At 72.5% G+C, this 14,550-nt stretch carries 15 protein-coding genes; 7 read left to right on the forward strand and 8 right to left on the reverse strand.

Annotated features, from left to right (window positions below):
* Window positions 1–56: 56 nt before the first annotated feature.
* On the forward strand, window positions 57–944 hold the full coding sequence (locus tag IU476_RS01915; RefSeq protein WP_195095892.1) for an IclR family transcriptional regulator: 888 nt from the start codon (window positions 57–59) through the stop codon (window positions 942–944).
* Here the strand turns inward: IU476_RS01915 and IU476_RS01920 are convergent.
* Entirely contained in the window at window positions 875–1,357 is a 483-nt protein-coding gene (locus IU476_RS01920) for a hypothetical protein (RefSeq protein WP_195095893.1), read from the reverse strand. The two genes, IU476_RS01915 and IU476_RS01920, sit on opposite strands and share 70 nt — an antisense overlap.
* Window positions 1,358–1,586: 229 nt before the next feature.
* Window positions 1,587–1,754 (reverse strand): hypothetical protein, encoded by a 168-nt coding sequence (locus IU476_RS01925; RefSeq protein WP_195095895.1) that lies wholly within the window; start codon window positions 1,752–1,754, stop codon window positions 1,587–1,589.
* Window positions 1,755–1,783: 29 nt separating this feature from the next.
* Between IU476_RS01925 and IU476_RS01930 the strand changes: the two genes are divergently transcribed.
* Both IU476_RS01930 and IU476_RS01935 read left to right on the forward strand, forming a co-directional pair.
* Window positions 1,784–2,686 carry a hypothetical protein gene (locus IU476_RS01930; protein WP_195095897.1) on the forward strand — a complete coding sequence of 301 codons (903 nt, stop codon included), beginning with the start codon at window positions 1,784–1,786 and terminating at the stop codon, window positions 2,684–2,686.
* Window positions 2,679–3,755, forward strand: a complete 1,077-nt coding sequence (locus IU476_RS01935) for a hypothetical protein (RefSeq protein ID WP_324193821.1) — start codon at window positions 2,679–2,681, stop codon at window positions 3,753–3,755. Before IU476_RS01930 ends, IU476_RS01935 begins: the two co-directional genes overlap by 8 nt.
* A gap of 7 nt (window positions 3,756–3,762) precedes the next feature.
* Here the strand turns inward: IU476_RS01935 and dnaE are convergent, their stop codons facing one another.
* Complete coding sequence (dnaE, locus tag IU476_RS01940; RefSeq protein ID WP_195095899.1) at window positions 3,763–7,302, reverse strand: DNA polymerase III subunit alpha; 3,540 nt, start codon at window positions 7,300–7,302, stop codon at window positions 3,763–3,765.
* Window positions 7,303–7,453: 151 nt separating this feature from the next.
* Between dnaE and IU476_RS01945 the strand changes: the two genes are divergently transcribed.
* Entirely contained in the window at window positions 7,454–8,455 is a 1,002-nt protein-coding gene (locus IU476_RS01945; RefSeq protein ID WP_195095901.1) for a LysR family transcriptional regulator, read from the forward strand.
* A 116-nt stretch (window positions 8,456–8,571) separates the two neighbouring features.
* On the opposite strand, the gene IU476_RS01950 is transcribed toward IU476_RS01945, so the two are convergent.
* Window positions 8,572–8,757 (reverse strand): hypothetical protein, encoded by a 186-nt coding sequence (locus tag IU476_RS01950; RefSeq protein WP_195095903.1) that lies wholly within the window; start codon window positions 8,755–8,757, stop codon window positions 8,572–8,574.
* 140 nt (window positions 8,758–8,897) lie between these two features.
* On the reverse strand, window positions 8,898–9,458 hold the full coding sequence (locus IU476_RS01955; protein ID WP_195095905.1) for a TetR/AcrR family transcriptional regulator: 561 nt from the start codon (window positions 9,456–9,458) through the stop codon (window positions 8,898–8,900).
* Window positions 9,459–9,565: 107 nt separating this feature from the next.
* Between IU476_RS01955 and IU476_RS01960 the strand changes: the two genes are divergently transcribed.
* Window positions 9,566–10,231, forward strand: a complete 666-nt coding sequence (locus IU476_RS01960; protein WP_195095907.1) for a lysophospholipid acyltransferase family protein — start codon at window positions 9,566–9,568, stop codon at window positions 10,229–10,231.
* Between the two features lie 179 nt (window positions 10,232–10,410).
* On the opposite strand, the gene IU476_RS01965 is transcribed toward IU476_RS01960, so the two are convergent.
* A complete protein-coding gene (locus IU476_RS01965) occupies window positions 10,411–11,016 on the reverse strand; it encodes a nucleoside/nucleotide kinase family protein (RefSeq protein WP_195095909.1) in 606 nt (201 codons plus the stop codon).
* Between the two features lie 118 nt (window positions 11,017–11,134).
* On the opposite strand from IU476_RS01965, the gene IU476_RS01970 reads away from it, so the two are divergent.
* Together IU476_RS01970 and IU476_RS01975 are read left to right on the forward strand one after the other, a co-directional pair.
* Complete coding sequence (locus IU476_RS01970) at window positions 11,135–11,956, forward strand: acyl-CoA thioesterase (protein WP_195095911.1); 822 nt, start codon at window positions 11,135–11,137, stop codon at window positions 11,954–11,956.
* 163 nt (window positions 11,957–12,119) lie between these two features.
* Window positions 12,120–12,767, forward strand: coding sequence for a response regulator (locus IU476_RS01975; protein WP_195095913.1), 648 nt, complete (start codon window positions 12,120–12,122; stop codon window positions 12,765–12,767).
* On the opposite strand, the gene IU476_RS01980 is transcribed toward IU476_RS01975, so the two are convergent.
* Window positions 12,768–13,736, reverse strand: a complete 969-nt coding sequence (locus IU476_RS01980; RefSeq protein WP_195095915.1) for an Acg family FMN-binding oxidoreductase — start codon at window positions 13,734–13,736, stop codon at window positions 12,768–12,770.
* A 113-nt stretch (window positions 13,737–13,849) separates the two neighbouring features.
* Window positions 13,850–14,545: a GAP family protein gene (locus IU476_RS01985; protein WP_195095916.1), complete on the reverse strand. Its 696-nt coding sequence runs from the start codon at window positions 14,543–14,545 to the stop codon at window positions 13,850–13,852.
* Between the last annotated feature and the right edge of the window lie 5 nt (window positions 14,546–14,550).

Below are 14,550 nucleotides of genomic sequence, written 5' to 3' on the forward strand. Positions count from 1 at the left end.
GCCGACGTGACGGAGGGACCGGCGATGTGTGACGTGGCGGCGATCGGATGGCGAGCATGGCCGACGACCACACGGTGATCGGCCGCGCGGTGGCGATCCTGGACGTCGTCACCGACGCGGCCGGGCCGCTGCCGCTGGCGGTGCTGACCCGGCGCACCGGTATCCCGAAGGCGACCGTGCGCCGGATCGCGAACGACCTGGTGGAACGCGACATGCTGGCGCGCACGCCCGACGGGTACACCGCCGGACAGCGGCTGATCCAGCAGGGGCTGCAGTCGGCGTACCAGAACGGCCGCACGCTGGCCGTGCAGCCGTATCTGCAGGACCTGCACCTGCATTCGCGCGGCGAACTGGCCTGGTTCGCGACGCTGAACGGCGGCGAGCTGACCATGGCGGGCGCCGCGTTCGGCCGCCCGCACATCGCGACGATGCGCGTCTCGTGGTGGCCCGGCATGGCCGCGCTCGGGCCCAGCATGGTGCTGCTCGCCTCCGGCCGGCTGCAACTCGCGCACCAGCCCGAGCGCGCCGAGGCCGTCCTCGCGAGCGGCTGGCGGCCGCTGACCCGCTACTCGGTGGTGGACCGGCGGCGCATGCGAGATCTGCTCACCCGGGCGCGCGAGACCGGATTCGCGCGCGAGGACGAACAGTCGGTGCTCGGCTGGAGCTGTCTGGCCACCGTCCTGCGTGACCGCGACGGGGCGCTGGTCGGCGCGCTCGGCATCACCGGCCGCGGGCCGCACCTCGAGGCCCGCGGTCTGCCCGGCGAACTGCGCAGGGCCGCACGGTCTTTGGAGGTGGAGCTGGGTTCCGCGGCCGCCGCGGCGGACGATCGGCCGTGGGACACGCCGGTCTTCCACCGCCGCACCGGAATCGGCTACAGCTGGCCGACGGTGAACGCGCCGGGGCCCGACGAGCCGAACCTCCCGGCGAAACCGAGCGCGTAGCCGCCCGCGCGGTGGTCGAGGGCGATCGAGCCGGTGAATTCGATGCGGTAGCCGAACCTTTCGGCCGGGGCGGGCTGCCGGTAGGTCACCGCCACGGTGATCGGCGCGAAGGCGAGCGTCGCGACGTCCAGCCAGGCGCCGCACAGGTAGCCGGCCTCGGTGCGGACCAGCCACCGCATCGTGAGGGCGAGGTCGGTGAGGTCGATCTCCGCGAGGTTCCGGCGGCGGAACCGGGCCGGCAGCGCGCGGCCGGTCCAGTGGCCCGAGATCGTCGGATCCGTCCCGGCGAGGGTGTGCGGCAGCGCGTACGCCGCGCCGAGCGGCATGGTGACCGCCTGGGCGGTGGTGGGTATGCCGCGGTCCAGCACGGTGTAGGTCGTCTTCGGGATGCGGGCCAGTTCGCTCGGGTCCATGCGGCCCCCTGTGTCTCGTCCGTGCGGCGCATCGATCCTCACTCGCGGCTCGGGTGCGCGCGATCCCGTCGTGCCACTGAGTGATTCGGTGCTCCTCCCTCGGGCGCGCCGGGCACGGATTCGCCCGGCGTGTCACTCAGTGACACGACGGCGATGCGCATCCGGCGGGCGGGAGCGACTGTTGAGGCGACAGCATTCGCGCGGAACCGGGGTGGACGAGTCATGCGCATCATCGAAACGATCCGGCGGGGCAGGCCGGGCAGGTGTGGCGGGTGCGCGCGTGCGGCTTTCCGGCGATGCCCACCAGGTTGCGCACCGCGGCACTCCGCGCGCCCGACGCGCGGGCGACGACAGTGCGCGCGAGCGGCTTTCCGGCGACGCCCACCGGGTCGCGCACCGCGACGCTTCGCGGGCCCGAGGGCGTCGATGCGGGGCGTGCTCGTGGCGGTCGTGGGCGTGTGCGCCGCGACGGGCCTGTTGGTGCTGCCCGGGTGCCGCGGCGACGCTCCGGTGGACAGTGTGGTCGCGAGTCACACTGTGACGACGCAGGTTTCGGGGCGGGAGCCCGGCGGCCCGGGTGGGACCGTCGAACCGAATATCGGACCCGGCCCCAACCCCGGCCCCGGCCCCGGGGCGGGTGGTGTGCCCGGCGGTCCCGGCGGCAGGCGGGATCCGGGTGGCGGGGTGCCCGGCAATCCCGCCGGTTCGGGCGGCACGGGCGGGCTGCCGGGCAATCCCGGCGGGCAGTCGCCGGAGGTGGAGGTGCGCGGGCTTCCGATCGACCTCGGCACCTACACCTACAACCCGGGCACGACGCTCGCCGCGTTCGTCGCCGCGCAGATCCGCGGCACCGTGCGCACCGGCTGCCGCGCGCACGGCATGCCCGACGACTGCGTGCCGGTGCAGGTGGTCGACGTGCAGGGCAAGATCCCGCCGCCGCCGTGCCCGGACCAGCCGCCGCAGGGCACCGGGTCCGTCCCCGACGACGGCCTGCTGCTCGCCCAGTTCGGCGAGGGCGGCATCAGCAAACGCCTCCCGCCCCAGGACAGTGGCCTCCCCCCGACAACCGCCCTGGGCGGCAACAAGCCACCCGACACCGTGTCCGTCTACGGCATCAAGTGCCAGGCGACCGGCACCACCACGACCACTCCACCCCCCACGACTACAACCACCACAACCGTGCCACCGACCACGACCACGCCGCGACCGCTCCCGACCACCACGACCACCCAGGCCCCGCACCCGCCCGTCGCGCCCGAGGTGGCCCGCCCGACGACCACCACCGAACGCACCACACCGGCGACCACCACGGGGAATTCCGGTGGCTGACGAGGAATCCGCGCGTTCGACGCCGCGGCAGGTCGCCGTTGCGGAAGGGAACGGGGACGCTGTGCCGGGCCGTTCGGCCGCGCGGACGCGTGTGCGGCGGCCGCGGGGGAAGGTGCGGCGCGAGCCGTCGCTGCGTAAGGGTTCGGCGGCGGAAACCGTTGCCGGGCAAGGGGAGCGGTCGTCGGCGTTCGCCGGGTTGGCTGTGATCGCGCCTGTGCTCGGGCAGTTCGTCGCACCGGCGACGCTGCTGGCCGGACTGTTGTTCTACTGGGGGTTCTTTCACGCGCGGGGGTTCTTCGGATATTTCGGGGTGGATTCGGCGGCGCTCGGGCTGAGTACCACCGATTACGTGATGCGCAGCGCCGACGGTCTTTTCATTCCGCTGGCCCTGTGCGGTGCGAGCACGCTGGCGCTGCTGTGGGCGTGGGCGGTGTTGCCCGCGCGGATCCGGCGCGCCGCCTGGCCGCGCTGGTTGCTGGTCCTGCTGTCGGTGCTCGGAGTCCTGTTGCTGCTCAACGGGTTCACCCGTTTGCTGCCCGAAACCACGACGCCGCTGAACCGCCCGCTCGGCGTCGCCCCGATCTGCCTGATCCTGGGCGTGCTGCTCCCGTGGGGCGTGGTGCGCGCCCGCCGCCGCCAGACGGCCGACGAGTCCGAGCCGGCCACCGCGCACACCGGCACCCCGGTCGAATGGGGTCTGGTCCTGCTCCTGGTCGGCGGCGCGTTCTTCTGGGGCGCAACGGATTACTCGATGGGCGTGGGCCGCGGCCGCGCCGCCGAATTCGTCCGGACCACCCTGCCCGGCGACCCCGGCATCACCATCTACAGCGAGAAGAACCTCTCCCTCACCGCCCGCGGCGTCACCGCCGTGCGCTGCACCGACCCCGAGGCCGCCTACCACTACCGCTACGACGGCCTGGTGCTGATGATGACCACCGCCGACAACCTCGTCCTGGTCCCGCGCACCTGGACCCGCCGCGACGGCGCGGCAATCGTGTTGCCCCGCAAGGGCCCCGGTGCCACCCGCATCGAATACGGCACCCAGCGCGGCGTCCCACCCACCTGCTGACCCAGGACTACTGGAGGCAGGACGGGCCGAAGAGGGCCTTGAGTTCTCCCATGAGGGCGGGGGAGGGGTGGACGCGGAAGTGCGGGGCGACGGCGAGGAGTTGGGGACCGGTCCGGGTCAGGAGGCGGATGCGGACCTCGGTGGGGCCGGGATGGTGCTGGAGGGTTTCGCGGAGGGCGCGGACGCGGGCGGGGGTGCAGGCGGGCACGGACAGTGTGACGGTCAGCGGGTGCGCCGCCGACAAGCCCGCGAGGTCGGGGACCGTGACGTGGTCGCCGAGCACCGAGGTGCGGCCGTCGCGGACGCTGACGTGGGCGGTGACCAACAGCACCGCGTCCTCGGCCAGGGCGCTCGCCGCTCCCGCGTAAGCGCCTGGGAAGAACAGGATTTCGGTCGTGGCCTCGAGATCCTCCAGGCGCACGATGGCCCAGGGCTCGCCCTTCTTGGTGACGCGCCGGTCGACCGCGGCCACGAGCCCGCCGACCACCACCTGCCTGCCGTGCCCGATCCGGCCCTCGGCGAGCGCGGCGATCGGGGTGTCGCAGCGGGCGGCCAGCGCCCGCGCCACCTCGTCGAGCGGATGTCCGGAAACGTAGAGCCCCAGCATCTCCCGCTCGAACCCCAGCAGGGTGCGGCTGTCCCATTCCTGGTCGGGCACCGGAATCTCGAAAACAGCAGCGGCAGCGCTCGTTTCGTCGGCAGCGCCGGAGAACAGGTCGAATTGGCCACGCGCCGCGGCCTTCTTGGTGCCCATCGCCGCGTCGACGGCGTCGCCGTGCACCAGGTGCAGACCCTGCCGCGGGTGGCCCAGCGAATCGAAACCGCCCGCCTTGATGAGGGATTCGACCACCTTCTTGCTCCCCGCGACCGTGTCGGTCCTGGCCAGGTAGTCCGAGAAGCTGGTGAACGCCCCGCCGGATTCCCGTGCGCGCACGATGGATTCGACCACCGGCTCGCCCACATTGCGCACCGCGCCCAGCCCGAACCGGATGTCGGGGCCCACACAGGTGAACGTCGCCGCCGACTCGTTGACATCGGGTGGCAGCACCCGGATGCCGCGTTTGCGGCAGTCGGACAGGTAGATCGCCGACTTGTCCTTGTCGTCGCCGACCGAGGTCAGCAGCGCCGCCATGAACTCCGCCGGATAGTTCGCCTTGAGGTAGGCGGTCCAGTACATCACCAGGCTGTAGCCGGCGGCGTGCGACTTGTTGTACGCGTACCCGGCGAACGGCAGCACCGCCTCCCACAGCGCGGTCACCGCCTCGTCGCGATACCCGTTGTCGCGCATGCCGTCCCGGAAGTTCTCGAACTCCTGCGCCAGCACCTCCGGCTTCTTCTTGCCCATCGCCCGGCGCAACAGGTCGGCCTGACCCAGCGAGTACCCGGCCACCCGCTGCGCCAGCTGCATGATCTGCTCCTGATACACGATCAGCGCGTAGGTCTCGGCGAGGATGTCGCGCAGCGGCTCGTCGAGATCGGGGTGGATCGGGGTGACCGACTCGCGGCCGTTCTTGCGGTCGGCGTAGGCCCAATGCGCGCCCACCCCCATCGGGCCCGGCCGGTACAGCGCGTTCGAGGCGACCAGGTCGTTGAACTCGGTGGGCGCCATCCGCAGCAGCAGTTCCCGCATCCCCGCCGAATCCATCTGGAAGACACCGAGATTGTCGCCGCGCGCGAGCATGGCGTAGGTCCGCTCGTCCTCGAGACCCAGGGTGTCCAGGTCGATCTCGACGCCGCGATTGGCGCGGATGTTCGCCAGGCAGTCGCCGATCACGGTGAGCGTGCGCAGCCCCAGGAAATCCATCTTGAGCAGGCCGATGGCCTCGCACGACGGATAGTCCCAGCCGGTGATGACCGCCCCGTCCTGCGGCCGCTTCCACAGCGGCACGACGCTCATCAGCGGTTCGCTGGACAGGATCACCGCGCAGGCGTGCACGCCCGCGCCTCGCACCATGCCTTCCAGGCCCACCGCGGTGTCGTAGATCCGGCGCACGTCCGGGTCGGCGTCGAGCAGGGCACGCACCTCGGCGGCCTCGCCGTAACGCTCGTGCGCCGGGTCGGTGATGCCCGCGACCGGAATGTCCTTGGCGGCCACCGCGGGCGGCAGCGCCTTGGTGATGCGGTCGGCGATCGCGAAGCCGGGCTGGCCGAAATGCACGCGCGCCGAATCCTTCAGCGCGGCTTTGGTTTTGATGGTGCCGAAGGTGATCACCTGGGCGACCTTGTCCGCGCCCCAGCGCTCGGTGGCGTAGCGGATCATCTCACCGCGGCGGCGGTCGTCGAAGTCGATATCGATATCGGGCGCCGAGGGCCGCTCGGGATTGAGGAACCGCTCGAACAGCAGGCCGTGCTCGATCGGGTCGATATTGGTGATGGCCAGCGCGTAGGCGACCAGCGACCCGGCCGCCGAGCCGCGGCCCGGCCCGACCCGGATGCCCACCTCGCGCGCGTGCGCCACCAGGTCGCCGACGACCAGGAAGTACGCGGGAAAACCCTTGTCGCGGATGATGTCCAGCTCGAATTCGGCGCGCCGCAGGTAGTCCGCCGGGACGCCCGCCGGGCACCGCCAGCGCAGGCCCGCGGCCACCTCGTGGCGCAGCCAGCTGTCCTGGGTGTGCCCGTCGGGCACGGGGAACACCGGCATCCGGTCGCGGAACTCCCAGATGTCGTCGTAGGGCTCGACGCGCTCGGCGACGGCGAGGGTGGCGTCGCAGGCACCGGGCACCTCCTCGTCCCACAGGGCCCGCATCTCGGCGGCGGACTTGAGGTAGTAGCCGTCGCCGCCGAAGCGGAAGCGGTTCGGGTCCGACAGCGTCCTGCCGGTCTGCACGCACAGCATCGCCTCGTGCGCCGCCGCCTGCTGTTTGCGCACATAGTGACAATCGTTGGTGGCCAACGGCGTCAGGCCCACCTTCGCGCCGATCGCGAGCAGGTCCGCGCGCACCCGCCGCTCGATCGCCAGGCCGTGATCCATCACCTCGAGAAAGAAGTTCTCCGCGCCGAAGATCTCGCGCCAGCGGCCCGCCGCCGCGTAGGCCTCGTCGACATGTCCGAGCCGCAACCGGGTCTGGACCTCGCCGGACGGGCAGCCGGTGGTCGCCATGACGCCCTCGGCGTGCTCGGCGATCAGCTCGGCGTCCATGCGCGGCCACTTGCCGAGCTGCCCCTCGAACGAGGCCCGCGACGACAGCGTGAACAGATTGCGCAGTCCCACCGCGTTTCTCGCGAACATCGTCAGGTGCAGGTAGGCGCCGGACCCCGAGACGTCGTCGGCCTTCTGCGACGGATCGCCCCACCGCACGCGCCGGGCGGAGAACCGCGATTCCGGTGCGACGTACGCCTCGATCCCGATGATCGGCGTGATGCCGGTCCGCCGGGACTGCCGGAAGAACTCCGCCGCGCCGTACATGTTGCCGTGGTCGGTCATGCCCACCGCGGGCATGCCGAGCCGTTCCGCCTCGGCGAACAGCGGCGCGACCTTCGCCATGCCGTCGAGCATCGAGTACTCGGTGTGGTTGTGCAGATGGACGAAGGACGCGCCGCTCATCGAATCACCCCGTGGTCGGTCGGAGCCGGTCACGGAAGGCAAATCTCGTGTCCGGCCGTGGTTTTCGACCTGATACGACCAGGGAGAGGGTATGCGAGTCGAACAAGGGACACGCTACGATGCACAACCGTCGGTTGTAGTCGGAGGTGTGATGACGGATCTGGATCTCGCCGCGGTCCGGGCGTTCGTGACCGCGGTGGACGAGGGGCAGTTCAGCCATGCCGCGGCGGTGCTCGGCATCAGCCAGCAGGCGGTGTCCAAGCGGGTCGCCAAGCTGGAGAGCCAGCTCGGGGCGGCCCTGTGCGACCGGGTGCCCGCGGGCGTCGTCGCGACGGCCGCGGGGCTACGGCTGCTACCGCACGCGCGCGCGTTGCTCGGCGCGGCCGACGACGCGGTGGCGGCGGTCCGCGAGCGGCTGCGCCCGCTGCGGGTGGCCGTGCTCGGCGAACGGGCGGCCGAGATGGAATCGCTGCGCTTCTACCTGTACCGCCATCCCGAGCGCGACACCGAGATCGTCGTCTCGAACGTGCTCACCACGACGCGGGACGCCCTGCTGCTCGGGCCGCCCGCCACCGCGCGGGCGTACGGGCCCGCGCACGACACCCTCGTCGGCGGCCGGGTCGACGCCGCCTTCGCCCGCGCGTACGGCGGGCCGCGGGCGCTGCCGTCCGAAATCGCCGCGGTGCCTTCGTATCTGGAACCCCTGCACCTGATCGTCGGCAAGGGGCACCCGCTCGCGGGGCGGGCCGCGGTGACCTTCGCCGACATCCGGCCGTTCCCGGCCTGGGTGCCCGGCACGGTGGTGCCCTCCGAATGGGCCGACTACTACCGGCACCTGTCGGAGTTCAGCGGGATCACGGTCGAAGCCGGGGACCGCCCCGAACCGATCGAGGACATCCTGGACCGCCTCGCCGTCTCCGACACCCTGGTCAGCTTCACCGGCGAGGGCTTCCGCACGCCGTGGCACCCGCACATCCGCCGCGTGCCCGTGGTGGACCCGACACCGGCCTACCCGCACGCCCTGCTGTGGTCGACGGCCAACCCGCACCCCGGGCTGCCGCCGCTGATCGAGTACTTCCGCGACAACTACAACGGGGACATCGCGGCGGAATGCTGGATCCCCGAACCGGATCGGGCGCTGTTCCTGCGGTGAACGACCTGGTTCGCGACCATTCAGAACGGCGGGGGAGGCGACGGCAGCCAGCCGCCGTCGTCACCGGCCGGTTCGCTCGGCGGGACTGCGGGAGGCGGGGCCGCCGCCGGAGCAGCCTAGGCCGACGCCTCCAGCGCGGCGGTGTAGGCGCGCAGGATCGCCGGCTCGTCGTGGACGACCACCGGATGCAACCAGTTGTCCGCGACGATCATTCGCACGGTGCCGGACGCCTCGGCCACCTCGACCCGTTCCAGCACATCCCAATTCCGCTGCGCCCGCGACGCCGGTAGCTGCCCGCTCACCCTTGCTCCCTCATCCGTCTCGGCCACACACCCTCGTCCACGAGCATCCGGGCCGATCCTTTCCACCTGGATAACGAACGCTTAACTCCCCGCGCCGGGATCCCCGCGCGGCTGTGAGAACGTTCACCGGGCGAGCGGGTTTACCGCCCGGGGCCGAGGTGGCGCTCGACGAGATCGGCGGCGAGCCGGAGCGGATCGGCGCCCGGGGCGACGAGCGCGAGGCTGCGGTTGGCGACCAGGACCGCCGTGCCGTGGACACCGACCCACAATTCGAGCGCGCGGCGGTCGGTGTCGCCGGGTGCGCAGGCGGCGACCAAATCGGTGAACTCGCGATAGAGCGGCAGCGTTCGGTGACGCAGTCTTTCGCCCGAGCCCTCCAGTAGGTCGTGGCGGAACATCAGCGCGAACATCTCCGGGCGGGCGGCGGCGAAGCGGACGTAGTCGGCGGTCATCCGCTCGACCCGGGCGCGCGGCGGCTGTCCGGCATGCGCCTCGAAACCGGCTCGCAGATCGGCGAATCCGCGCGCGGCGATCGCCGACAGCAGCGCCGCGTGCGTCGGGAAGTACCGGCGGGGCGCGCCGTGCGAGACGCCCGCCCGCCGCGCGATCGACCGCAGGCCGAGCTGGGCGACGCCGGACTCCTCCAGCAGCTCGACGCCGGCGGTCACCAGCCGATCGCGCAGCGGTTCCTCGATACCCATGGCGACATTCTGGCGCACGCGCGGCACGATGCCCGGCAGCTTGCGTAGACAGTGTCTACGCAGTCTGGTAGACACTGTCTACGCAACTCGTTCCGGAAAGGTCACCGATGGCGTATCGGCTGTTGAAGTATGTGTTGATCGGGCCGCTGCTGTGGCTGCTGGGCCGGCCGAAAGTGGAAGGCCTGCACCATGTCCCGCGCACCGGCCCGGTGATCGTGGCGGCCAACCACCTGGCCGCCATCGACTCGCTGTACCTCGCGCTGGTGCTGCCCCGGCGGATCACCTTCCTCGCGAAGGACGAGTACTTCACCCGGCGCGGCTGGCGGGGCCGGATCGATCGCTGGGTGATGACCGCGACCGGTCAGGTAGCGGTGGACCGCTCCGGCGGCGCGGCCTCCACCGCGGCCCTGGACGCCGCCGTGCGCATCCTCGAGTCGGGCGGGGCCTGGGGCATCCACCCCGAGGGCACCCGCTCACCCGACGGCCGGGTCTACCGCGGCCGCACCGGCGCGATCCGGGTGGCGATGCGGACCGGGGCACCGCTGGTCCCCGTGGCGCTCTCGGGCACCGACCGGGTGAACCGCCGCGGCCGCCGCCTGCTGCGCCCGGGCCGCGTGCGCATCGTCTTCGGCCGCCCGCGCACCTTCCCGCCCCTCGACCGCACCACCGTCCGCACCGAAACCGACGCCCTGATGACCGAACTCGCCCGCCGCTCCGGCCGCCACTACGTGGACCGCTACGCCGCCCACTTCGACCGCACGCCGACACGCTGACGCCCCCGCGGCTGCCCCGGGCTCCGAGCGCGAGCAGATTCGCGGCCCGGCCGTGTGCTGGCGGGTTCCCGGTCCGGCTGTGTGCTGGCGGGTTCTCGGGTCGGCCGTGCGCGCGTGGGCTCCCCGGGTCGGCCGAGCCGCCGCGGCCTGTCACGGCGGCCGAGGGCGGGCGGCCTGCGTCAGGTGCGGACGGCCGGGCGGTCGGGGTGGTCCCAGTTGACGAGTATGCCGGGCTCTTCGGGGGTTTCGCGGCGGTGCCGCAGCAGGGCGTCGACGGTGAAGGCGTCGGGCGGGGCGGTGCGGCGGCGCAGTGCGGCCTCGGACAGGCGCAGTTCGACGGTGAGGTCGAAGGCGAGGCCGCGGCCCAGGAGCATCGGCCCGGCGACGAACAGGACGGTGTCGGCCGCGGCGGGCACCGTGGCGGCGCGCGCGGAGCGGTCGGCGGCCTCGTCCCACAGCGCGGGCAGCCACCGGCGGCGCACCCGCAACCCTTGCAGCACTTCGCGTTCCACGCCCGCGTAGTCGAACCACGCGGTGCGGTAGGACGTTTCGTCCCGGCCGAATTCCAGGCGCAGCGAGGCCGGCCGGACGTAGTCGTGCAGGGCGACGACACCGGACGGGCGGCCCCGCGCGGGCAGCCGCCCGGCGAGCGCGCGGGCGAACGCGACCGGCTCGGCCGCGTCCGCGCCGTCGATCGCGACGACCGCCGGTTCGGGCAGGCCCAGTGCGCGGTCGGTGACGAGATCGAGCAGGGCGTCGGCGGTGATCGGCGCGTACGGGGGCACCGGACCATGATGCCCGCGCGGCCGCGCCCGAGACGCGGGTCACCACGCGGCGAGCCGGGCGTCGCCGGAGGTTCGCCATTGTTTAACCTGATCGGGTTCATTCCCGGAAGGACGGTTGATGGCGACGATCGAAGAGGCCCTCGAGATCGAGCGGCTCGAGCGGGACATCTTCCGCGGCGCGTCCACGAAGACCCAGCTGCCGCGCACCTTCGGCGGCCAGGTCGCCGGACAGGCGCTGGTCTCGGCGGTGCGCACGGTCGAGCCGTCGTACCAGGTGCACTCGCTGCACGGCTACTTCCTGCGCCCGGGCAACCCGCAGGAGCGCACGGTGTACCTGGTCGAGCGCATCCGCGACGGGCGATCGTTCTGCACCCGCCGCGTCACCGGCGTGCAGAACGGCGAGGCCATCTTCACCATGTCGGCGTCGTTCCACAGCGGCGACGAGGGGCCCGAGCATCAGGACGAGATGCCGGAAGTGCCTGCGCCGCACGATCTTCCGGACGCCCGCACGTCGATGAGCCCGGAACGCCTGTGGGCCATGCGGGAGTGGGAGCACTGGGACATCCGCACCATCCCGCAGGAGCGGGTGGCGCGCCGCGACGGCCTGGCCGCCCAGCAGCAGGTGTGGTTCCGCTACCGGCACTCGCTGCCCGACGACCCGCTGTTCCACGTGTGCACGCTGGCCTATATGAGCGATATGACCCTGCTCGGCTCGTCGAAGGTCATCCACCCGGACGAACCGACCCAGAACGCGTCGCTGGACCACGCCATGTGGTTCCTGCGTCCCTTCCGCGCCGACGACTGGCTGCTCTACGACCAGGACTCGCCCTCGGCCGGCTTCGGGCGCGCGCTGACCGGCGGCCGGATCTTCAACCAGGACGGCCAGCTCGTCGCTGCGGTCGTGCAGGAGGGCCTGATCCGCAAGCTGCGCGAGGCCTGAGGCGCCGGCGGCACGTCGTTTGCGGGCGGCCACCTCGGGTAGCCATTCAATAGCTGGCGTGCTGCCGACGCGCGTGGACACAGGTCACGCATCCGGCCCACGCCGTGCGGTACGTCCATGCTGGGCGCGGCAACCGGCCCCTCGTCGACGGGAGGAGGGTGCGATGGTCGATGTGTTCGTCGTCGACGACCACGAGATCGTCCGGCGCGGGCTGCGCGACATCATCGACGAGGCCCCCGGGCTCACCTTCGTCGGCGAGGCGGCCGACTGCGCCGCGGCGCGGGCGCGGGTGCCGGCCGTACATCCCGACGTCGTGGTGCTGGACTACCGGCTGCCCGACGGCCACGGCGACGACCTGTGCCGGGACCTGCTGGCCGCGACGCCGGGCGTGCGCTGCCTGATGCTCACCGCCTTCGCCGACGAGCCGTCCATGATCGGGGCGGTGCTCGCCGGCGCGGACGGCTACCTGGTCAAGGATGTGCGCGGGCCGGAACTGGTCGCGGCCATCCGGGAGATCGCGGCGGGCCGGTCGCTGCTGGATCCGCGCGCCACGGCCGCGGTGGTGGCGGCGCTGCGCGCCCAGGCCGACCTGCGGGACGGGCCGCTGAGCGACCTCACCGACCGCGAGCGGACCGTGCTCGGGCTGCTCGGCCGCGGGCTGACCAACCGGCAGATCGCGCAGCGAATGTATCTGTCGGAGAAGACCGTTCGCAATTACGTGTCCCGGGTGCTGCGCAAACTCGACGTGCAGGGCCGCACCGAGGCCGCCGTGCTCGCGGCCCGGATGGGCCTGAGCCGGGCCGGCGGGTGATCAGCGGTCGAGGACGTCGGCGACGGCGCGGCGCGGGGTGGTCGGCAGCGGGGCGGTGTTGCTCGGCACCCAGCCGATCCGCACCATCGTCTGCGGGAACGCGCAGTCGTGCAGGACCGCGTGCCGGATGTCGCGGCGCAGGTCGGGCATGCCGAGCGGCTCGGTCTGGATACAGGTCGACAGGCCCAGGTCGGTGGCGGTGAGCAGCAGTTCGCTGGTCGCCTCGCCGGCGGAGAGCTGGAAGCGGCGGTCGTCGCCGGCGGTGCAGACGACCAGCCACTCCGCGGCGTCGGAGCTGCCCGTGGCGTCGGCGAGTTCCGGATCGGCGAACAGGCGGCTCGGGATCTCGTCGCCGGGCCGCGGCGGGGGCGTGTTGCGCGACGGGACGCCGTCGGGGCCGCCGTGCCGTCCGCTCCACGCCACCAGCTCCCGCAGGTACGCAGGATCGTCGGCGTGCCGGGTCGCGGCGCACCGGACCGAATCGGCCAGCCGCTCGCGCAGGGTGGCCGGGACGTGCCGCGCGGCCGCGCCGTACCGGTTGGCCCGTGAGGACACCGTCCGGATGTAGCCGTAGGGGACGCGGATGTCGGCGTAGCGGCGGCGGTCGCTCTGGCGCAGCAGGATCGCGGCGGTCATCTCGATGTCGGCGTCCGTCGGCTGCCGCGGTGTCGTGGTGATCGCCGCCAGCAGCTCGGGGCGGTCGGGATCGGGGAGTTTGGTCACTGTGGGCGTCCAGCCGAGGCCCGTCAGCGCGACCCGCATATGGTGCAGCGCCGCACCGCAACTGACCACCAGGGCACGTCCCACCGGGTCGGTGCAGGGGAGGTGGCGGTCGCTGTCGGCGTACAACTCGAGCCGGTCGGCGGCGATCCGCCAGCGCCAAGGCTGGGTGTTGTGCACCGAGGGTGCTCGGACCGCCATGCCCAGGGCGATGTCGAGGGTTTCGTCGTCCGGCAGCGCATCGGCCATGCTTCGGAGCGTCCTTCCCGATCGAATTGTCGACTCACCGACCAGCGTGCCCGCCGCCGGGGACGCGGGCAGTGGGACGAAGGTCCCCGAAAGCCGGGCCGGCGCGCCCACGGTCAGCCGCCCGCGAGTCCGCCGAGCGCGCCCCGGGCGAGCACGATGCCCGCGATCGCCAGCGCCCACCCGGTGGCGCTGTCGGCATGGCGCGTGAGGAACCCGTCGATCCGGGTGAGCAGCGGTTCGATGGTCGAATGCAGCAGGGTGCGCCCGGCGGTCAGCAGCAGCGCGGGCGCGATCATGACCGCGCAGTACCCGGCCAGCAGCGCGACCGCCGGGCCCGCCGCGACGTGCTCGGACACCAGCAGCCCGATCGCCGCGAGATAGGGCACCATCGACACGGCTTCCAGCGCACCCGCGCCGATCGCGAGCGCCGCCAGCCCCGCGGCCGAGGACTGCCGTCGCAGCGTGCGGGCGCGCCAGGCGGCGGTCCGGTCGGGTTCGCCGCGGGCCCGGCGCTTCTTCGAGTCGAAGCGCCAGGACACCGCGAACAGCGCGACGCCGAGCAGCAACTGCGGCACCAGGACCACGGGACTGTGCGCGAGCGCGCCGAACCGGTCGAGTCCCGCGCCCGCGAGCGTCAGCAGCAGCACGCCCAGCGCGAAATAGAAGACCGCGATGGCGGCCAGGTAGCACAGCAGCCGCCGCGCGGGTGGCCGCTCGGGAGCCAGCAGCAGCCAGATCGGGACGACTAGGGTGCCGATGCTGGTGCTGTCGACCAGCGCCAGGCCGACCAGGGCCGGAATCAGAATCACGCTGC

The organism is Nocardia blacklockiae (assembly GCF_015477355.1).
Lineage (GTDB): Bacteria > Actinomycetota > Actinomycetes > Mycobacteriales > Mycobacteriaceae > Nocardia > Nocardia blacklockiae.